The organism is Marinobacter sp. LM1 (assembly GCF_042763285.1).
Classification (GTDB): domain Bacteria; phylum Pseudomonadota; class Gammaproteobacteria; order Pseudomonadales; family Oleiphilaceae; genus Marinobacter; species Marinobacter nauticus.
In genome coordinates, this window is record NZ_CP114373.1 from 1,683,907 (window position 1) to 1,702,646 (window position 18,740).

The 18,740-nt window shown below is 58.8% G+C and carries 19 protein-coding genes; 15 read left to right on the forward strand and 4 right to left on the reverse strand.

The window, feature by feature from the left end; translation table 11 throughout:
- Position 1: 1 nt before the first annotated feature.
- Together OZ656_RS07890 and upp are read right to left on the reverse strand one after the other, a co-directional pair.
- Positions 2–1,258 carry a uracil-xanthine permease family protein gene (locus OZ656_RS07890; RefSeq protein ID WP_011785454.1) on the reverse strand — a complete coding sequence of 419 codons (1,257 nt, stop codon included), beginning with the start codon at positions 1,256–1,258 and terminating at the stop codon, positions 2–4.
- A 2-nt stretch (positions 1,259–1,260) separates the two neighbouring features.
- Entirely contained in the window at positions 1,261–1,899 is a 639-nt protein-coding gene (gene upp, locus OZ656_RS07895; protein ID WP_011785453.1) for a uracil phosphoribosyltransferase, read from the reverse strand.
- Positions 1,900–2,122: 223 nt separating this feature from the next.
- On the opposite strand from upp, the gene flhA reads away from it, so the two are divergent.
- The 15 genes from flhA (at position 2,123) to OZ656_RS07970 (ending at position 17,071) form a co-directional block, all read left to right on the forward strand.
- Positions 2,123–4,297 (forward strand): flagellar biosynthesis protein FlhA, encoded by a 2,175-nt coding sequence (gene flhA / locus OZ656_RS07900; protein ID WP_036148968.1) that lies wholly within the window; start codon positions 2,123–2,125, stop codon positions 4,295–4,297.
- Between the two features lie 55 nt (positions 4,298–4,352).
- On the forward strand, positions 4,353–5,666 hold the full coding sequence (gene flhF, locus OZ656_RS07905; protein WP_153740452.1) for a flagellar biosynthesis protein FlhF: 1,314 nt from the start codon (positions 4,353–4,355) through the stop codon (positions 5,664–5,666).
- A gap of 73 nt (positions 5,667–5,739) precedes the next feature.
- Positions 5,740–6,552, forward strand: coding sequence for a MinD/ParA family protein (locus OZ656_RS07910; protein WP_011785450.1), 813 nt, complete (start codon positions 5,740–5,742; stop codon positions 6,550–6,552).
- Between the two features lie 32 nt (positions 6,553–6,584).
- Complete coding sequence (locus OZ656_RS07915; protein WP_023010591.1) at positions 6,585–7,328, forward strand: RNA polymerase sigma factor FliA; 744 nt, start codon at positions 6,585–6,587, stop codon at positions 7,326–7,328.
- Positions 7,329–7,488: 160 nt separating this feature from the next.
- On the forward strand, positions 7,489–7,872 hold the full coding sequence (gene cheY / locus OZ656_RS07920; RefSeq protein WP_011785448.1) for a chemotaxis response regulator CheY: 384 nt from the start codon (positions 7,489–7,491) through the stop codon (positions 7,870–7,872).
- Between the two features lie 21 nt (positions 7,873–7,893).
- Positions 7,894–8,679 (forward strand): protein phosphatase CheZ, encoded by a 786-nt coding sequence (locus OZ656_RS07925; protein WP_011785447.1) that lies wholly within the window; start codon positions 7,894–7,896, stop codon positions 8,677–8,679.
- A gap of 18 nt (positions 8,680–8,697) precedes the next feature.
- Positions 8,698–10,827: a chemotaxis protein CheA gene (locus OZ656_RS07930; RefSeq protein ID WP_278351313.1), complete on the forward strand. Its 2,130-nt coding sequence runs from the start codon at positions 8,698–8,700 to the stop codon at positions 10,825–10,827.
- A gap of 33 nt (positions 10,828–10,860) precedes the next feature.
- Positions 10,861–12,006 carry a chemotaxis response regulator protein-glutamate methylesterase gene (locus tag OZ656_RS07935; protein WP_011785445.1) on the forward strand — a complete coding sequence of 382 codons (1,146 nt, stop codon included), beginning with the start codon at positions 10,861–10,863 and terminating at the stop codon, positions 12,004–12,006.
- Positions 12,006–12,746: a flagellar motor protein gene (locus OZ656_RS07940; protein ID WP_011785444.1), complete on the forward strand. Its 741-nt coding sequence runs from the start codon at positions 12,006–12,008 to the stop codon at positions 12,744–12,746. The genes OZ656_RS07935 and OZ656_RS07940 overlap by 1 nt, the downstream gene beginning before the upstream one ends.
- 19 nt (positions 12,747–12,765) lie before the next feature.
- The gene (gene motD, locus OZ656_RS07945) at positions 12,766–13,548 is read left to right on the forward strand and encodes a flagellar motor protein MotD (RefSeq protein WP_222179982.1); all 783 of its coding nucleotides are present in this window, start codon (positions 12,766–12,768) and stop codon (positions 13,546–13,548) included.
- A gap of 191 nt (positions 13,549–13,739) precedes the next feature.
- On the forward strand, positions 13,740–14,537 hold the full coding sequence (locus OZ656_RS07950; RefSeq protein WP_278351314.1) for a ParA family protein: 798 nt from the start codon (positions 13,740–13,742) through the stop codon (positions 14,535–14,537).
- A complete protein-coding gene (locus OZ656_RS07955; RefSeq protein ID WP_278351315.1) occupies positions 14,530–15,306 on the forward strand; it encodes a chemotaxis protein CheW in 777 nt (258 codons plus the stop codon). The genes OZ656_RS07950 and OZ656_RS07955 overlap by 8 nt, the downstream gene beginning before the upstream one ends.
- A 129-nt stretch (positions 15,307–15,435) precedes the next feature.
- Positions 15,436–15,924, forward strand: coding sequence for a chemotaxis protein CheW (locus OZ656_RS07960; RefSeq protein WP_011785440.1), 489 nt, complete (start codon positions 15,436–15,438; stop codon positions 15,922–15,924).
- 62 nt (positions 15,925–15,986) lie between these two features.
- Entirely contained in the window at positions 15,987–16,379 is a 393-nt protein-coding gene (locus OZ656_RS07965; RefSeq protein ID WP_011785439.1) for a DUF2802 domain-containing protein, read from the forward strand.
- A 26-nt stretch (positions 16,380–16,405) separates the two neighbouring features.
- Entirely contained in the window at positions 16,406–17,071 is a 666-nt protein-coding gene (locus OZ656_RS07970; protein ID WP_278351316.1) for a protein-L-isoaspartate O-methyltransferase, read from the forward strand.
- Here OZ656_RS07970 and OZ656_RS07975 read toward each other — a convergent pair.
- Positions 17,051–17,371: an EscU/YscU/HrcU family type III secretion system export apparatus switch protein gene (locus OZ656_RS07975; RefSeq protein ID WP_278351317.1), complete on the reverse strand. Its 321-nt coding sequence runs from the start codon at positions 17,369–17,371 to the stop codon at positions 17,051–17,053. The genes OZ656_RS07970 and OZ656_RS07975 overlap by 21 nt on opposite strands.
- The gene (locus OZ656_RS07980; RefSeq protein WP_379945157.1) at positions 17,368–18,732 is read right to left on the reverse strand and encodes a flagellar hook-length control protein FliK; all 1,365 of its coding nucleotides are present in this window, start codon (positions 18,730–18,732) and stop codon (positions 17,368–17,370) included. The genes OZ656_RS07975 and OZ656_RS07980 overlap by 4 nt, the downstream gene beginning before the upstream one ends.
- Between the last annotated feature and the right edge of the window lie 8 nt (positions 18,733–18,740).

Sequence of the window (18,740 nt, forward strand, 5' to 3'; positions counted from 1 at the left end):
GTCAGCTGGATTCGTGCTCGTGAATCCGCTTGCCCCAGGCTTCCCGTTCGCCCGGCAGGATCAGGTTAAGGATGATGGCAACCACTGCGCACAGGGCGATGCCTTCCAGTTGGCCCAGCGCCATGTTGCCGATACCAAAGACCAGGGTCACGCCTACGATCACCAGATTACGGGACTGGGACAGATCCACCTGATGTCGGATCAGGGTATTCAGGCCCACAACGGCGATTGAACCGAACAGCAGGCAGAGGATGCCGCCCATAACCGGTACCGGAATGGTCTGCAACGCGGCGCCGAACTTGCCGACAAACGCCAGAACAATGGCAACCACCGCCGCCCACCACATAACTTTCGGGTTGAAGTTCTTGGTCAGCATCACCGCACCGGTTACCTCGGAATACGTGGTGTTGGGAGGACCGCCAAGCAGCGAGGCAGCGCTGGTGGCCAGACCATCACCCAGCAGGGTACGGTGCAAGCCCGGTTTTTCCAGATAGTTCTTGCGGGTAACGTTACCGATGGCCAGAACGTCGCCGATGTGTTCGATGGCTGGTGCGATGGCGACCGGAATCATGAACAGGATAGCGCCCCAGCTGAACGCCGGTGCTACGAAGTTTGGCATTGCCAGCCACTCAGCCTGTTGGATCGGCGTTGTGTCAACAATGCCCATAATGGCAGAGAGAAGGTAACCCACGAGGACACCGAACATGATCGGGATCAGTCGGAAAATGCCCTTGGCCCAGACCGACATGATGATGGTCACGGCCAGAGAGATCATGGCAATCCATATGGCAGTGTTGTAGGGCACCAGCTGAGTCTGGCCGTCACCGGTTTTGCCTGTAGCCATAAACACTGCTACCGGAGCCAACCCCAGGCCGATGGTCATGATGACCGGTGCAATCACCACCGGAGGCAGCAGCCGGGTAATGAAGCCGGTGCCACGCAGGCGAATCGCCCCGGACAGAATGATATATAGAATGCCTGCGGCCATCAGGCCACCGAGGGTTTCTTCCAGGCCAAAGCGGCCTTTGGAGGCCAGCACGGGCGCGATGAACGCGAACGATGAAGCCAGGAAAATCGGGATCTGGCCACCGGTCACAATGTGAAAGATAAGAGTGCCCAGGCCGGCAGTGAACAGCGCGACGTTCGGGTCCAGGCCGGTAATCAGTGGCATCAGTACCAGGGCGCCAAAAGCCACCAGCAGCATCTGGGAACCGGCAATAGCCTGTTTCCAGACCGGATCGTTGTTATGGTCCTGCATGCTCAGACGTCCTTCTGCTTGGTGCCGAAGATCTTGTCGCCGGCATCACCCAGGCCCGGCAGAATGTAGCCTTTCTCGTTCAGGCGCTCATCCACCGATGCGGTGTAGATGGACACGTCCGGGTGTTTTTCCAGAACCTTTTCCACGCCCTCCGGCGCAGCCACCAGAACCAGAGCCCGGATTTCGGTGCTACCGGCCTTTTTGAGCAAATCGATGGTGGAAATCATTGAGCCGCCGGTAGCCAGCATCGGATCGATGATCAGGGCCATGCGCTGATCCAGCTCGCCTACCAGTTTTTCCAGGTAGGTTTCCGCTTCAAGGGTGTCTTCGTTGCGGATCTGGCCAACCACGCTCACCCGGGCCACCGGAATCAGGCTCAGGACACCGTCCAGCATGCCCAGACCGGCACGGAGGATGGGCACGATGGTTACCTTCTTGCCGTGGATCTGCTCCACGGAGACCGGGCCTGCCCAGCCCTCAATGGTTTTTTCCTGAAGATTGAAGTCTTTGGTGGCCTCGTAAGTCAGCAGCGCGCCAACTTCCTGTGCCAGCTCTCGGAAGTTTTTGGTACTGATGTCGGCGCGGCGCATGAGGCCGAGCTTGTGGCGGATCAGAGGGTGCTTCACTTCGTGGATCGGCATGGGGTCACCTGTGTGTTCGGGTTTCTGGCTTGAATCGGGATAGTGCAAATGGCGAAAGGATACCGTATCTGGGCCGCTGCGTCAGGCGTTGAACGGTGCTCAGCCGTCAAATTTTGCAAGGGCTGGTACGGTTCTTGCGATACCACCCGGAAAGCGACCCCTGGTGTCAGATTTTCGACCCGGAAAATGCCCGCAGGCACAGATACGTGGAGACAGACCCGGCATGGACAGAGCTCTAGTCCTTAACAACGTCAAATCCCTGACGCGGGGGAACCTCGGCATCCCCCTGATGCTGATGGGGCTGCTTGGCATGATGATTCTGCCCATGCCGGCGTTCCTGCTGGATGTGTTCTTCACCTTCAACATCACTCTGTCCATCGTCATTCTGCTGGTCTGCGTGTACGCCATGCGGCCGATGGAATTTGCCTCCTTCCCCACGGTATTGCTGGTGGCCACCCTGTTGCGCCTGGGCCTGAACGTGGCGTCCACCCGGATTGTATTGCTGAACGGCCATGAGGGCGGCGATGCTGCCGGTAAGGTCATCGAGTCCTTTGGTGAAGTCCTGATTGGGGGAAACTACGCTGTTGGTCTGGTGGTTTTCGCCATCCTTATGATCATCAACTTTCTGGTTGTCACCAAAGGTGCCGGCCGGGTGTCTGAGGTCAGTGCCCGCTTCACTCTGGATGCCATGCCTGGCAAGCAGATGGCGATTGATGCCGATCTGAATGCCGGGCTGATCAATCAGGACGAGGCCAAGCATCGCCGTTCGGAAATCGCCCAGGAAGCCGATTTTTACGGTTCCATGGACGGTGCCTCGAAGTTCGTGAAAGGCGATGCTGTTGCCGGTTTGCTGATTCTGGCCATCAACATCGTTGGTGGTGTGGCTATCGGCATGATGCAGCACGGGTTGGATTTTGGTCTGGCAATGGAGCGCTATGCGTTGCTGACCATCGGTGATGGTCTGGTTGCCCAGATTCCCTCGTTGTTGCTCTCCACGTCTGCCGCCATCATGGTTACCCGGGTAACGTCCAGCCAGGACATGGGTGGCCAGATCATTCAGCAGATGTTCAGCGCTCCCAAAGCGTTGGGCATTGCGGCCGGTATCCTGATTCTGCTTGGCCTGATTCCAGGGATGCCCCACATCGCGTTTCTCGGCCTTGGATTGCTGGCCGCTGGCGCAGCCTGGTTTATCTGGAAGAAACAGCAGCAAACGGTTGAGGATGAAGGTGGTTTTGTTGGCCGTGGCGGCATGGCTGGTGGTGCGGCCCGGCAGGGTGCGGAAATCTCTCCGGATCGTCCGGGTGGCGAGGGGCAGGCACTGCCGGCGCCGGGAGAAACCCGCGAGCTCGGATGGGATGACGTGGCCACGGTGGACATTGTCGGGCTGGAGGTAGGCTACCGCCTGATTCCGTTGGTAGACAAATCCCAGGGTGGACAATTGCTCAGTCGGATCAAGGGGGTTCGTAAGAAGCTTTCGCAGGATCTGGGCTTCCTCATGCCCTCGGTGCACATTCGCGACAATCTGGATCTTATGCCGAACGTCTACCGGATTACCCTGATGGGCGTGACCATTGCCGAGGCGGAGATTCATCCGGAGCGGGAGCTGGCCATTGATCCGGGGCAGGTGTTTGGCAAAGTTGAAGGCATTGCCGGCAAGGACCCGGCCTTCGGCCTGGACGCCATCTGGATTGAGTCCGACAGGAAAGATCAGGCCCAGACCCTGGGGTACACCGTGGTTGATGCGAGTACCGTGGTGGCGACGCACCTCAATCAGATCCTGCAGAAACACGCTCATGAGCTGATTGGCCACGAAGAAGCCCAGAAGTGGCTGGACCAGTTGGAGAAGATTTCGCCCAAGCTGGCGGAGGAACTGGTGCCGACCACCATTTCCATCAGCATCCTCTTGAAAGTGTTGCAGAACCTGTTGAAAGAAGAAGTGCCGGTGCGGGATATGCGCTCCATTGCCGAGGCCATCGTGAACGTGCATCCAAAGAGTCAGGACCCGAAAGTACTGACCACGGTAGCCCGCCAGGCGCTGCGCCGGATGATTGTTCAGAGTATTTGTGGCAACGACGCCGAAATCCCTGTTATCACGTTGGATCCAGACCTGGAACAGTTATTGCTGAAGTCTGTTCAGCAGAGTCAACAATCCGGCGGTCAGGATGACATTGGTCTGGTGCTTGAGCCCAACATGGTGGAAAAGCTGCAACGATCCCTTCAGGACAGCGTGCAGCGCCAGGAAATGCTCGGCAAGCCCGCCATCCTGCTGGTTTCGGGGCCCTTGCGGCCAGTACTGGCGAAGTTTGCCAGCTACGGGGTAGAGCGTTTGCATGTGCTCTCTTACCAGGAAATCCCGGATAACAAACAGATCACGATAGTCGCTTCTGTGGGTCAATAAACCGACGGAGCATCGCGGGGAGCCAGAGTGCTTGCCGGTGGGAGGATGAAACAGCATGAAAGTAAAACGGTTTTTTGCGCAGTCCATGGCTGAGGCCCTGAAGCAGGTAAGCCACGAAATGGGGCCGGATGCCGTTATTCTGTCTAACCGCCGGGTTGATGGTGGTGTTGAGATCGTGACGGCACTCGACTACGACGAAAACATGGCGCGTCAGCGTCTTGGCGATAGGGCGGTTGAAGCCACCAACGGCTCCCGGCTGGCAGAGATGCAGGCCGAGCAGCATCGTCGGCTGGAAGATGAGCTGAACCGGTCCCGCAGTCGCATTCGTGAGGTTCGGGAAAAGCGCGCAGGAAGTGGCGCCTCAGGTGGCGCGGCGTCGTCCTTGTCTTTCGAGGCGGCCGATTTTCCGGCGTCACGTCCCAGTGATGTAACAGTGGCAAAGCCGTTTGCGGGTAGCGAATCCGGCGCCGGTGGCTATGCCGATGAACTGGCCAGTATGCGTGCCGAAATCAGCTCTCTGCGTGATCTGGTCAGTGGTAAGGCTGCAACTGCCACGCCGACCGGCAACAGCGCAGTTCAGCAACGATTGGCCGAGCGCCTGCAGGAGTTCGGTTTGGGCGCGGAGCTGGCCGGCTCTCTGTCCCGTCGGCACCGGGCCGGGCGTCTGGAGGACGGCTGGAAGCAGTCACTGAAAATGCTGGCGACCGGCGTTCGTACCGGTCGCGAAGACTGGCTTGATGCCGGCGGTATCTATGCCCTGGTCGGGCCAACCGGGTCTGGCAAAACCACCACCATTGGCAAGCTGGCGGCCCGCTACGTCCTTGAGCATGGTCCGGATTCGTTGGCCCTGGTGACCACCGACCGCTATCGTGTGGCCGCTCATGAGCAGCTCTTCGTGTTCGGCCGCATCCTGAATGTGCCCGTGCGTGTGGTGGATGAGAGCCATTCCCTGGATGACATTCTTGATGAGTTATCGGATCGACACCTGGTGCTGATTGACACTGCCGGCCTGACCAGTGCCGACCGCGGTTACCAGGAACAACTGGCGGAGTTGGCTCGCAGCGATCACAATATCCGTACACATCTGGTGGTCTCCGCCACCAGTCAGCCTCGTATCATGAAATCCGTGTGGCATTGCTATAAGATGGCAAACCTTGCAGGCTGCATCATGACCAAGATTGATGAGGCCCTGACCCTGGGCGAAGCGCTCGGGTTCGTTATGGAGACCAGCTTACCGGTGGCCTGGTACACCGATGGCCAGAAGATACCGGAAGATCTCCAGAGGGCGGAGGCCATTCCGTTAGTGCGCCTGGGCGTAGAACGGCTTAAGGCCGTGCAGAGCGCACAGACAGTCGCCGAAGGTGCCTGAGCCTCGTTGGCGACCAGAATAAAACACCGGCACGCGTGCCCGTACAAGAACGTAGTAAGAGACTGATAACAGTATGAGCAGACCACATCCGGTTCAGGTGATTGCGGTTTCCGGCGGCAAGGGCGGTGTCGGCAAGAGCAATGTTTCGGTCAATCTCGGTATCGCCCTGGCCCAGAAGGGGCGCCGGGTTGTCTTGCTGGACGCGGATCTCGGGCTCGCCAACATCGATGTGTTGCTCGGCATTACCGCCAATCGAAATCTTCAAGACGTACTCAGCGGCGATTGTGATCTGAAAGACGTGCTGGTGAATGGCCCTGGTGGTATCAAGATTGTACCGGCTTCCTCCGGCACCCAGCGTATGACCCAGCTCAGCGCCATGGAACATGCCGGCCTGATCAACGCTTTCAGTGAGCTGGGCGACCAGATTGACGTTCTGATTGTGGATACCGCCGCAGGTATTTCTGAATCGGTGGTCAGCTTCCTCAGGGCCTCGCAGGAACTTCTGCTGGTGGTCTGCGACGAACCTACTTCCATTACCGATGCGTACGCGTTGATCAAGCTGATGAACCGGGATTATGGCACCAACCGCTTCCGTATCCTGGCAAACCAGGTCCGCAATGAGCAGGAAGGCCGCCATCTGTTTGAAAAACTGACCCGGGTCACCGAGCGTTTTCTGGATGTGGCACTACAATATGTAGGTATCGTGCCTTACGACGAGGCCGTCAAGAAAGCCGTTCAGAGGCAGAAAGCGGTGTTGGATGCCTATCCGAGGGCGAAAGCCTCGCTGGCTATCCGGGCTCTGGCCGAAAAAGTGGACAGTTGGCCTTTGCCGTCCTCTCCCAGGGGGCATCTCGAATTCTTCGTGGAGCGGCTCGTCGAAGTCTGATCTGAATCCAGTCCTACAAGAAAACCGGATACATGACATTGGCGAAACATCTGGGAATTTACCATCAGGCCGGCGCCAGGAGCCCTTCAGCCCTGATTGAAGAGCATGCGCCGCTGGTCAAGAAAATCGCCCTTCATCTCATGGCCCGGCTGCCGCCATCAGTGCAGCTGGAAGACCTTATGCAGGCCGGTATGATTGGCCTGCTGGAGGCCGCGCAGCGCTATTCTTCCGGCAAAGGTGCCACCTTTGAAACCTACGCAGGGATTCGCATCCGCGGTGCCATGGTGGATGAGATCCGCAAGGGCGACTGGGTGCCCCGCTCAGTGCATCGCAACGCCCGGCGAATCGCCAGTGCTATCAAACAAGTGGAAGATCGTACCGGGCGCGAGGCCCAGGATGCCGAAGTAGCTGAAGAGCTTGGCATTGGTCTGGACGAGTATCATGCCTCACTTGCCGACGCGAACAGCGGTAGACTTTTTAGTCTTGATGAGCTCAATGAATCCGGCGAGCTGCCGATAGAAGAAGCAGAAGCGAGTGATAATCCGCTGGACGGTATTGCTTCAGGCGCTTTCCAGCGCAGTCTGGCAGACGCCATTGAGCAGTTGCCTGAGCGTGAAAAACTGGTATTGAGCCTGTATTACCAGGAGGAGCTCAACCTCAAGGAAATCGGTGCGGTGCTTGGGGTCAGTGAGAGCCGGGTAAGCCAGATTCACAGCCAGGCGGCGTTGAGACTTCGCAGCCGGTTGGCCGAGTGGCGGGATGGTGACAACGACTGATCGGCCAGGTGCTGTGTTTCGCTTTCAGCAAGCTGTGTAGCTTTTGGTAAACGATGCTTTACAACGTGCGCAAACACCACACAATAAGCGCTTAAGGTAGCAGCCTGCTAGACTTCCAAAAGGCTGAATGAATTCCGGGTGTTACTGACTGGAGGTCCCATTGGACAAGAACATGAAAATTCTCATTGTGGATGACTTCTCCACAATGCGACGCATCATCAAAAACCTGCTGCGAGATCTCGGCTTCACCAATACGGATGAAGCAGACGATGGCAACACCGCGTTGCCCATGCTCCGAAGCGGCAAGTATGACTTCCTGGTGACTGACTGGAACATGCCCGGCATGTCGGGCTTTGACCTTCTGAAGGCTGTCCGTGCTGATGAAAATCTGAAGAACCTGCCGGTTCTGATGGTAACGGCGGAGGCCAAGCGGGACCAGATCGTGGCTGCGGCTCAGGCCGGGGTGAACGGGTATGTGGTCAAGCCTTTCACGGCAGCCGTGCTGAAGGAAAAGATCGAGAAAATCTTCGAACGAATCCAGTAACCAGAGGTCGGATGGCTCGCCATGAGTGATACCAAACAGAACCATCAGGGCCTTGATCCGGAGGTGGCGGAGAAGCTTCAAAAGCAGGCCTCCGACCTGGCCGAGAATGTAAACGCCGGGAATTATGCCAAGGCGATGACCCTGATCAATGAACTGAGCGAGGTTCGCGATCAGAGTCTGTATCGGGAAGTGGGGCGACTGACCCGCAGCCTCCATGAGGCAATCCGGAACTTCCAGATAGACCCGCGTAATGCCGAGCAGAAAGAAGTCCTGTCGAAGATGAGCGACGCTTCTGACCGTCTGGCCTATGTGGTTCAGATGACCAGCCAGGCGGCGAACCGCACCATGGATCTGGTTGAGGAAAGCATGCCGGTGGCTCACGCCATGCGGGATGAAGCGGTTGCCCTGCGGGATGAGTGGCAGCGTCTGCGCCGTCGTGAAATGGAGCCTGCGGAATTTCGGGAGCTTTACGGTCGCATCGACAAGTTCTTCGCTGGCCTGACGACGGACTCCGACAGTCTGTACCAGAACCTGTCGGAAATCCTTCTGGCTCAGGATTTTCAGGACCTTACCGGTCAGGTCATCCAGAAGGTCACCGCGTTGGTGAAAGAGGTGGAAGACAACCTTCTTGGTCTGGTGGTGATGGCCAGCCACGTAGATCAACTGACCGGTACAGTGCATCAGATTGAAGAAAAAGAAGAATCGGCCGAAAAAGGTGTAGGCCCCCAGATCAAGGCCGATGAGCGGGAAGATGTAGTTTCGGGACAGGACGATGTGGACGATCTGCTGTCCAGTCTCGGATTCTGATAATAAAGAGGGTGACGCATGGCGTTAGATGCTGATGAAGAGATCCTGCAGGACTTCCTGGTAGAAGCCGGCGAGATACTCGAAAAGTTGTCGGAGCAGCTGGTGGATCTGGAGCAGCATCCCGATGACAGCGATCTGCTGAACGCCATTTTTCGTGGCTTCCATACCGTGAAAGGGGGCGCAGGCTTTCTTCAACTGGAGGCACTGGTTAATTGCTGCCACTCTGCGGAGAACGTGTTTGATATTCTCCGGAATCACAAGCGCAAGGTAACACCGGACCTGATGGACGTGGTGCTGGAGGCGCTGGACAACGTTAATGCCATGTTCGAAGAAGTCCGCAACCGGGAAGAACCGACGCCCGCGCAGGACGAACTGATTGAAGCTCTGGATGCACTCGCCAAACCCGAGTCCGAGGATGCACCGGCGGTGGAAGCGCCAACCCCGGCACAGGAGCCGTCGTCTGCGGATGTCGGGCAGCAAGGGGACCAGGGCGATATCACTGACGAAGAGTTCGAGCAGCTGCTGGATGCGTTGGCGGATGAAAAATCCGATGGCCAGAAACCGGTCGGCAACGAGCAGGTGAGCACTCCGGCAGAACCCGCCGGCGGCTCCGACAGTGATGAGATTACCGACGATGAATTTGAGGCCCTGCTGGATCAACTCCACGGCAAGGGCCAGTTTGCCGGCGCGCCTGCGGAAGATGAAACAACCAAGGCAGATACTGATACCAGCGGTGGCTCAGAAAAATCAGCCGGCGACGCCGATCTGATTTCCGACGACGAGTTCGAGAACCTGCTGGACGAACTGCATGGCAAGGGGGCAGGCCCGAGCGCGGGGGCTGTCGCGGGTGAGCCCAAGCCGTCGCCGGCTCCATCAAGCAAGGCCGAACCAGCCCCGGAACCAAAGAAAGCGGAAGCCAAAGCCGAGAGCAAGGCCGCTGCCAAACCGGCCCCTGCGCCCGCGCCTGCCCGTGAGGCCGCACCAGCGGGCGAAACCACGGTTCGGGTTGATACCAAGCGCCTGGACGACATCATGAACATGGTGGGCGAACTGGTGCTGGTGCGTAACCGCCTGCAGCGTCTGGGTTCCGAAAGCGAAGACGAACACATGCACAAGGCAGTGGCCAATCTCGATGTGGTGACCACGGATCTGCAGGCTGCCGTCATGCAAACACGGATGCAGCCGATCAAGAAAGTTTTCGGCCGTTTCCCCAGAGTGGTGCGCGACCTGGCCCGCAGTCTGAAGAAAGAAGTGAATCTGGTCATGCACGGTGAGGAAACCGACCTGGATAAAAACCTGGTTGAAGCTCTGGCCGATCCCCTGGTGCACCTGGTGAGAAATTCCGTGGATCATGGTGTCGAGGCACCGGACGTACGGGAAAAGGCCGGCAAACCTCGCGCTGGAACCGTGACTCTGTCGGCGGAGCAGGAAGGCGACCATATTCTGCTGTCCATTGTCGACGACGGCGCCGGTATGAATCCTGATGTCCTGCGCCGCAAGGCGGTCGAGAAGGGCCTGTACGATCAGGATGCGGCAGACCGCCTTACCGATAACGAATGCTTCAATCTGATTTTTGCGGCCGGTTTCTCCACCAAGGACCAGATTTCCGATGTCTCTGGTCGGGGGGTCGGCATGGATGTGGTGAAAACCAAGATCGGCCAGCTCAATGGACAGATCAATATCATGTCCGAGCAGGGCAAGGGCACCAGCATTATCATCAAGGTGCCGCTGACCCTGGCCATTATGCCAACGCTGATGATCATGCTCGGTGACCAGTCTTTCGCGCTGCCGCTGGTGAGTGTGGTGGAGATTTTCCACCTGGACCTGACCAAGACCAATATTGTCGACGGCAAAGAGTGCATTGTCGTGCGGGACAAAGTGTTCCCATTGTTCCATATCAAGCGCTGGCTGGTGCACGGTGCGGCAGGTCAGGCCGAGCCGGAGAATGCGCACGTGGTGATTGTGGCCATGGGCACCAAACAGGTCGGCTTTGTCGTTGATCAGCTGATTGGCCAGGAAGAGGTGGTGATCAAACCTTTGGGCCGGGCCCTGCAAGGGACGCCAGGAATGGCCGGCGCCACCATCACCGGTGATGGCCGTATCGCCCTGATTATTGATGTGCCGAGCCTCCTGCAGCACTACGGCTGAGCAGGAATTTCCGGGATTGTGTAGGAGAAATGGATGACAGTTTCTGTCCTGGTCGTGGATGATTCGGGCTTTTTTCGCAAACGGCTGACGGAAATCCTGACGGCCTCGGGCCAGATTAAAGTGGTAGGCGCCGCCACCAACGGGCGGGAAGGTGTCGAGCTGGCAGAAAAACTGCGCCCCGATGTGATCACCATGGATTACGAGATGCCGGTGATGGACGGCATCTCTGCCGTGCGCGAGATCATGCGCAAACATCCCACCCCGGTTTTGATGTTCTCGTCCCTGACCTATGAAGGTGCCCGCGTTACCCTGGATGCCCTGGAAGCCGGGGCAGTGGATTTCCTGCCCAAGAACTTCGAGGAAATTGCCAGGGACACCAGTCAACTTCAGAAAATCCTTATCCAGCGTATTCTGGATGTGGCCGGTAGCCGCCCGGGTGCCCGATCGGCGCCTGTGGCCCCGAGGCCGGCGGCACCGGCTGCGGAACCTCGCCGTGAACCTGTCGAGCGCGCCGGTTCGCGCCTGCACCGCCCGGTAACGACGGAACCCCGTAAAGACCCTGCGACCTCCGAGCCGGTTCGTAAACCCGCCAGAAAAACGGCCGCCAGGCACTACAGTGTGGTCGCCATCGGCACTTCCACCGGTGGCCCCGTTGCGCTGCAAAAGGTGCTCACGGCGTTACCGGCTTCGTTTCCCGCGCCCATCGTATTAGTTCAGCACATGCCCGCCAGCTTCACTCCGGCCTTTGCCGAGCGGCTCAACAAGTTGTGTCGCATTGAGGTGCGCCAGGCCGAGGACGGCGACGTGCTTCGTCCGGGGTTGGCCCTGCTGGCGCCCGGTGGCAAGCAGATGATGATTGAAAGTCGCGGCGGGCAGGCAAAAGTGCGGATTCTTCCGGGCGATGACCGCTTGAATTACAAACCCTGTGTGGATGTTACCTTCGGCTCTCTGGCCAGGAGCTTCCCAGGCAAAACCCTGGGTCTGATCCTCACTGGTATGGGTTCCGACGGAAAGGAAGGCTGCAGGATGATGAAGCAGTCCGGTTCCGTGATCTGGTCCCAGGATGAGAAATCCTCCGTCATCTATGGCATGCCGATGGCTGTGGCCAAAGCCGGACTGAGCGACGAGATTCTGGCGCTGGAGGATATTGGCGCGCGGCTGGTTGAAGGTGTGAGCTGATGGATATTCTGAGCCTGCTCGGAATCATCCTGGCGTTCGTGGCCATCCTGGGTGGCAATCTGCTGGAAGGAGGCGCTGTCAGTTCGCTGTTCAACGGCCCGGCCGGGTTGATCGTGGTGGGCGGAACTCTGGCGGCGACCATCCTGCAAACCTCCTGGCCGATGCTCAAGCGTGCCTTCGGTCAGGTTCGCTGGGTGTTTATTCCGCCCTACATCTCGCTGGAAGATGGCATTGGCAAGGTCATCGACTGGAGCGTCAAAGCCCGCAAACAGGGCCTGCTGGGCCTGGAAGGGCTTGCGGAGAGAGAGCCCGAGCCGTTTGCCCGGAAAGGGCTGCAGTTGCTGGTTGATGGTGCAGAGCCCGAGTCCATTCGCAGTATCATGGAAGTGGATCTGGAAACCCGGGAGCAGCGCGATCTGGAGTCGGCCAGGGTCTATGAGGCCATGGGTGGGTATTCCCCCACGATCGGTATTATTGGCGCGGTGATGGGCCTGATTCAGGTCATGACCAATCTGGAAGATCCCCAATCACTGGGGGGCGGCATCGCCACGGCCTTTGTGGCGACCATCTACGGCGTTGCCCTGGCCAACCTGTTGTTCTTTCCGGTGGCCAATAAATTGCGGGGCATCATCAAGGAACGCACCCGTTATGAGGACATGATGATCGATGGCATTATCGCCATTGCCGAGGGCGAAAACCCGAAATCCATCGAATTGAGACTGCGGGGCTTCCTGCAGTAATTCCGGGCCAGGGCTTCCTATGCGCCGTCGCAGACCACCCCAGGATGATCTCCACAACAAGGAACGCTGGCTGATTTCCTATGCGGATTTCATCACGCTTCTGTTTGCCTTTTTCGTCGTGATGTACTCGGTGTCTTCGGTGAATGAGGGCAAATACAAGGTGCTGTCTGAGACCTTCACCGGTGTCTTCAACGCGCCCCAACGCTCATTGCAGCCCGTTACCGTGGGCGACCAGCCGGTCCGGGCGCCGCAACAACAGCATGAAGATGTCATTCCGCCGCCGGTTACTGAGGCGCCCCGTAATCCCGAACTGGATGCCGAGGGCCGCATCGAGGCTTTGCGAACCATGGCCAATCAGCTTGCCATGGAATTCGACGAGCTGATCAATCAGGGGGTTGTGAGCCTGGAAACCAGCAGCGAGTGGATTGAGCTCAATCTGCCGAACAGCATGCTCTTTGGCAGTGGTGACGCTGAGCCCCATTACGACGCCTTTGAAGTCATCGAAAAGATCGCAAGTGTACTGCGCAACCGCGACAACGCGGTCAAGGTGGAAGGCTTTACTGACAATCAGCCTATCCGTACCAGCCGCTTCCCGTCCAACTGGGAGTTGTCCACTGCCCGTGCAGCGGCGGTGGCCCGGATGTTGATGATGGAAGGCATTGAGCCGGAGCGCCTGGCGGCTGTGGGGTATGGCCAATATCAGCCCGTGGCCCGGAACGACACCGAGGAGGGGCGGCGTCGTAACCGAAGGGTGGTTCTGCTGATCTCCCGGGATGCCAGCATCCGGGGTGCGGTGCGCTGATTACCTGCCGGTGGCAGATGCCTATGGCTGAGCTGGCACACTTCCTGTATTACCTGTTGTTCATTGTCCGAATCGGCAAGGGGTTGCCGCAAAACCATCGATTCGGCTTTCAAGTTACCCGTATCCTTGCCGATAAGTTGAACAGAGGCCGGCGCATGGCGCCAGGCTGAGCCGTTACCGGAGAACAAAACGTGCGTATCTGGGCTGTAGCCAATCAAAAAGGTGGAGTGGGGAAGACAACCTCTGTGGTCGTGCTGGGCGGATTGCTGGCCCAACGGGGCAAGCGTGTGCTGGTGGTTGATCTGGATCCGCACGGGTCGCTGACCAGCTGGTTTGGTTATGACCCGGATACTATCGCCCACAGCGTGTTTGACCTGTTTCAGCATCAGGGCAAGGTCCCTGAAGGCCTGCCGGCGCAACTGATCACCGATACCGGTTGCCCCGGGCTGTCGCTGCTGCCTGCCAGTACTGCACTGGCCACCCTGGAGCGTCGGATGATTGGCGTTGAGGGTATGGGGCTGATTGTCTCCCGTGCCCTGGCCCAGTTGTGGGATGATTTTGACTACGTGATTCTCGACAACACGCCGTCGCTGGGTGTGCTCATGGTGAATGCACTGGCCGCTGCCCAGTACCTGGTGATTCCGGTACAGACCGAGTTTCTGGCCATCAAGGGCCTGGAGCGAATGCTGCACACCCTGCAGATGATCATGCGCTCCCAGAAGAACGAATTGCCGTACATGATTGTGCCCACGCTGTATGATCGCCGGACCCAGGCTTCGGTCAAGAGCCTTAATCTGTTGCGCAAGACCTATCAGGATACCCTCTGGCGGTTCGCCGTACCGGTTGATACCAAATTCCGGGATGCCAGCCAGGCCGGGGTTATTCCGTCGCAACTGGACGCAGAAACCCACGGTGTCCGGGCTTATGATCATTTGTTGGACGACCTCCTGAAGCGAACGGGTTCGGTGAAGGAGCGTCAGCATGGCTGACAGAAAAATGATACCGCTGGCGGCGCCGGAAGCGGCCATTGCAAGTTATCTGGATGAATTGCTGCACACCGCCACCAGCACAGCGCTTCAGGAAGAGCAGGTAAAGCCTGAGCCGGAGCCGGAAGTGGCGCAACCGGAACCGGAACTGCCGAAGCCGGTAAAAACCGAAGCAAAGCCTGTCACCAGAACCCGTCCTCGCCCGGTCGTTCAGGCACCTGTGGTGGAACAGAAAGCGCCGGATCCGGTTCAGACAGCGGCGCCAGCAACGGCCCCGGGCAACGATGGCGAGGTGCCACCGGCGCGCCCGGACTGGTCGGAAGAGCCGTTCGAGTGCCTGATTTTTACGGTGGCCGGGCTGCAGTTGGCGGTGCCGCTGGTTCTGTTGGGCGCCATCCATCGTATTGAAGAAGAGATCCGGCCAATTCCTGGCAGTCCCCGGTGGTACATGGGGATACGGCCGGATCGGGACCACAACCTGCGGGTTGTGGACACCGCCGAGTGGATTATGGCTGGCCGGGTACCGGCTGGTGCCCGGGACAATTATCGGTTTGTGATCCGGCTGGATGACAGTGAGTGGGGGCTGGCCTGTGACGATGTGGCCCAGTCTTTCACGCTGCGGCCGGATGAAGTGCGCTGGCGCACAGCGCGCAGCAAGCGCCCCTGGCTGGCGGGCACCGTGGTTGACCACATGTGTGCGTTGATCGATGTGCGCACCATGGCGCATCTGCTGGTGCGGGCAGAGCGTGAACACCATCTGGATCTGAGTTAAACAGGTCCGTTACTCAATGAAACCGTGTGAGGCTGGCACGGTTTGTGCCCTTAACTATAGTATTGGGCACTGATGATGAATTTTTGACGATCAGGTTGCCCGCCGGGCAGCCGAGAAGGAGAGAGTGCTATGGCATCCCCGAGCGGACAGCAAAATCAGGCCCAGGACGATCAGGTACTGCAGTACGTGACTTTCCGCCTGGATGACGAAACCTATGGCATCAACGTGATGCAGATCCAGGAAGTGCTGCGTTACACGGAAATCGCGCCGGTTCCCGGAGCCCCGGATTATGTGCTGGGGATCATCAACCTGCGGGGTAACGTGGTTACGGTCATCGATACTCGTCGCCGGTTCGGGTTGGCGGACGCGGAAGTGACCGATGCCACCCGGATTGTGGTCATGGAGTCGTCCAGCCAGGTGATGGGCATTCTGGTGGATTCTGTGGCAGAGGTGGTCTATCTCAAGGCCAGTGAAATTGAAACTGCACCGAACGTGGGGAACGAGGAAAGTGCCAAGTTCATCCAGGGCGTGTGCAACAAGAACGGCGAGCTGATCATTCTCGTCGAATTCGACAAGATGCTGTCAGACCACGAGTGGGCTGAAATCGCGTCGCTGTAACCGGCTTTTCACAGCGCAGTGATGGACGTCTCCCGGGGTCACCAACAACGGAGACGTCCATTATGAGTTTCACCATTCCCTCCTGGCTCCCCTGGGGCCTGACCGCTGCAGCCATCACTCTGGTTCTGGTTCAGGGTGTTATCCATGGCCGGCGTATCCGGGCCTTACAGGCTTCTGTCAAGCAGCGTTGCGATACCCTTGGCCGTGAACTGCATGCCACGACCAGTGGCAGCCTCGGCGTGGGGCAGCGCCTGGTAGCCTGTGAGCGGCAGATTCATGAGCTCAAAAACACTCTGGAAGAAATGCGGCAGAATGATCCGTTGCGAATTTCCTACGACGAAGCCGCGCGACTGGTTGATCTTGGCGCGGATATCGACGATCTTATGAATACTTGCGGAATTTCCCGTCCGGAGGCCGAACTGGTATCTGCCCTGAAGCGGCGACAGGCGGCCTGATCCCGCGTTTTATCGGATGCTGCTGAATGAAGAAGCTCTATCAGAGGGCCGTTGAGGCCCTCGCTGTTGTTTCCCGCCCCGATTTCGTTTCCGGTGCCGATCTCGTCCCCTCCATCACCGGCCACTCAATCCCCAGAGAAGAAACGGTTCGACACCTGCTGAGCCTGATGCCAGAGATCGAGCCTGACCAGGTCGTCATGCACGTTGGGGGCGGCTCAGGTTATGTGACCGCCGTGCTGGCGGATCTGGCTCACCGGGTGGTCTATGTTGACCGCAACCCGGCGCTGGTGGAGAAGGCCCGCGAGCGCTTTTTCAAGCACGGCGCCCATAATGTGGATGTTGTTGAGGCTTCGGCAGATACCGGGCTGGAACTGGACTCGCCCTGTGACCTGATTCTGTGTACCACCTTCATTCCGGACCCCAAGATGCTTTTGCCGAACCTGCGCGAGGGCGGGAATCTGGTATGCCTGGAGGGGCGGGCGGGGCCGGTGCCCAGTGTCGCCATGTTCCAGCGTAAAGGCGACAAGCTGGAACGGGTCAGAACCCTGGGCTGGGTAGATTTCAACCGTAACTCCGAACAGATTCTGATTGATCTTGGCGTGGTTTCCGAAGCGGCCCTGTCTACCGCCGTTGCGCCGCGCAAAGGTGAGCATTGGCAGCAGGCCTGGGCGCTACGTTCCCTGATCCATTGATGGGTTATTTTCCTCCGGCCGGGCATCTCCGGGTGTCCGGCCCCGGATGTGGAAAGCAAACGCCAGAATCTCCGCGATCACCCGGTACAACTCTTCCGGAATCTCTTCATTCAACGACAGACGCGCCAGAATGCCGGCAAGCTCGGCATTCTCGTACAGCGGGACATTGTTGTCGCGGGCAATCCGGATAATCTCCTCGGCCAGCTCCCAGGTGCCGGTTGCGGAGATAACCGGTGCACGTTCACCGTCGTACTTGAGGGCGACAGCGGCCGGGATGTTGTCCTGTGATGTGTTGGTCATGCCTTGGTATCCACCAGTCGGTGTTCCAGCCGGGTTTGCATCTGCTGTGGGCTGCCCCTGCGACAGTCCAGGTCGGTGACTTCCAGCCCGAGGTCGTTCAGGCTTTGTCGCAGCAGTGGCAGCTCGCGATGCACGGTTCTCAGGGTGCTCTGGTTTTCCGCCCAGACCAGAGCGCTCACGGACGGAGGCCGGAAAGTGACATCGAAATGCAGCGGGCCCGCCTTGTCCAGATCCATCGACAGGGACAACCGCCACTCACTGGCGCTGGCCCGTTCCGGGCGGTTGCTGCCGTCCTTCTCCTGAGAGTACTGTTCCAGTCGTAATTGCGCCGTTCTGGGTTCCTGTTGCGGCGTTAACCATGGCAGTTCAATCAGCAGAGTGTTCACGGGCACGCCCGGTTCGGCGCCGGCCCGGGCATTCAGCGTCTGGCTGTGCAGCTGGTTTACGGTAATCCGGTTCAGCATGCCGGCTAGCAGGCGCAGGGTCTGCCCGACCGTGGCTGGCTCCCCCGTGTTCTGAGAGGCGGTCGGCGCTGGTGCTCTTGGAAACTGCAATGGTGCCTGCAGCAAATCCTGGCTGGACAGGGGTGTCAGCCGGTTGAATTGCTCTGGCCCCTGGTTCTGGCTGGCGAGCAGAGCCGACACCACCTTTAACAGTACCAGTTTAAGATCCGGCTGGCTGGCGGCGGAAGGGCCGGCCTGTAACAATCGAGCCTCGGAAAACAGGCCGCTTTCAGACAACCACTGCCGTACCTGCGTGGCCATGGACTCGGCCTTGCCGGCGCCCGGAGTCAGAGCGTCTGCCTTGGGTAACTGATTGAACAGATTTTGCAGGGCCTGTTGCGCGGGCGCTGGCAGAGGCTGTGCACTGGTGGCGGATGGCAATTGCCCGGGTTGGGGCGGCAATTTCAGGCCCTGGCTCAGGGCGGTGAACAGTTGTGACAGACCACCCTGAAGGTTCTGTTGCCAGGGCAGTCGCTGCGCCAGAGCCCGGGCGACTGCGCTCTCCTGGCCCGGCGCCAGCTTGCCCATCAGCTGCAGTTCGTTACCGGCACGCATGACCTTGATCAGGTCACCTACGGACAGATCCGGTGGCCGGTTGCCTGCCGATACTTTCAGGGATTGTCCTCGCAGTTCCAGCAACAGCTCATGGCTTCCACCTTTCTGTCGCAGGATGTCGGCCACTTTGGCCAATGCTGTCTCCCGATCTGCCAGCTGCAACTGGGCCAGTTGTTGCCTGGCCGAGAGCGCAGCGCCGGGCTCCGTGCTGGTGCCCGGGTTAGCCTTGCCCGGGCTCCGGGTGGTCTGGTCCGGTGCGGGCTGTTTCGGGGGAATGGGTGGTTGTCCGCCGTTCAGTTTCATTAGTGTCG

Bases quoted from the DNA above. Each gene is read 5' to 3' on its own strand.
- OZ656_RS07890 (WP_011785454.1), bottom strand. From the start codon at position 1,258: ATGCAGGACCATAACAACGATCCGGTCTGGAAACAGGCTATTGCCGGT.
- upp (WP_011785453.1), bottom strand. From the start codon at position 1,899: ATGCCGATCCACGAAGTGAAGCACCCTCTGATCCGCCACAAGCTCGGC.
- flhA (WP_036148968.1), top strand. From the start codon at position 2,123: ATGGACAGAGCTCTAGTCCTTAACAACGTCAAATCCCTGACGCGGGGG.
- flhF (WP_153740452.1), top strand. From the start codon at position 4,353: ATGAAAGTAAAACGGTTTTTTGCGCAGTCCATGGCTGAGGCCCTGAAG.
- OZ656_RS07910 (WP_011785450.1), top strand. From the start codon at position 5,740: ATGAGCAGACCACATCCGGTTCAGGTGATTGCGGTTTCCGGCGGCAAG.
- OZ656_RS07915 (WP_023010591.1), top strand. From the start codon at position 6,585: ATGACATTGGCGAAACATCTGGGAATTTACCATCAGGCCGGCGCCAGG.
- OZ656_RS07925 (WP_011785447.1), top strand. From the start codon at position 7,894: ATGAGTGATACCAAACAGAACCATCAGGGCCTTGATCCGGAGGTGGCG.
- OZ656_RS07930 (WP_278351313.1), top strand. From the start codon at position 8,698: ATGGCGTTAGATGCTGATGAAGAGATCCTGCAGGACTTCCTGGTAGAA.
- OZ656_RS07935 (WP_011785445.1), top strand. From the start codon at position 10,861: ATGACAGTTTCTGTCCTGGTCGTGGATGATTCGGGCTTTTTTCGCAAA.
- OZ656_RS07940 (WP_011785444.1), top strand. From the start codon at position 12,006: ATGGATATTCTGAGCCTGCTCGGAATCATCCTGGCGTTCGTGGCCATC.
- motD (WP_222179982.1), top strand. From the start codon at position 12,766: ATGCGCCGTCGCAGACCACCCCAGGATGATCTCCACAACAAGGAACGC.
- OZ656_RS07955 (WP_278351315.1), top strand. From the start codon at position 14,530: ATGGCTGACAGAAAAATGATACCGCTGGCGGCGCCGGAAGCGGCCATT.
- OZ656_RS07960 (WP_011785440.1), top strand. From the start codon at position 15,436: ATGGCATCCCCGAGCGGACAGCAAAATCAGGCCCAGGACGATCAGGTA.
- OZ656_RS07965 (WP_011785439.1), top strand. From the start codon at position 15,987: ATGAGTTTCACCATTCCCTCCTGGCTCCCCTGGGGCCTGACCGCTGCA.
- OZ656_RS07970 (WP_278351316.1), top strand. From the start codon at position 16,406: ATGAAGAAGCTCTATCAGAGGGCCGTTGAGGCCCTCGCTGTTGTTTCC.
- OZ656_RS07975 (WP_278351317.1), bottom strand. From the start codon at position 17,371: ATGACCAACACATCACAGGACAACATCCCGGCCGCTGTCGCCCTCAAG.
- OZ656_RS07980 (WP_379945157.1), bottom strand. From the start codon at position 18,732: ATGAAACTGAACGGCGGACAACCACCCATTCCCCCGAAACAGCCCGCA.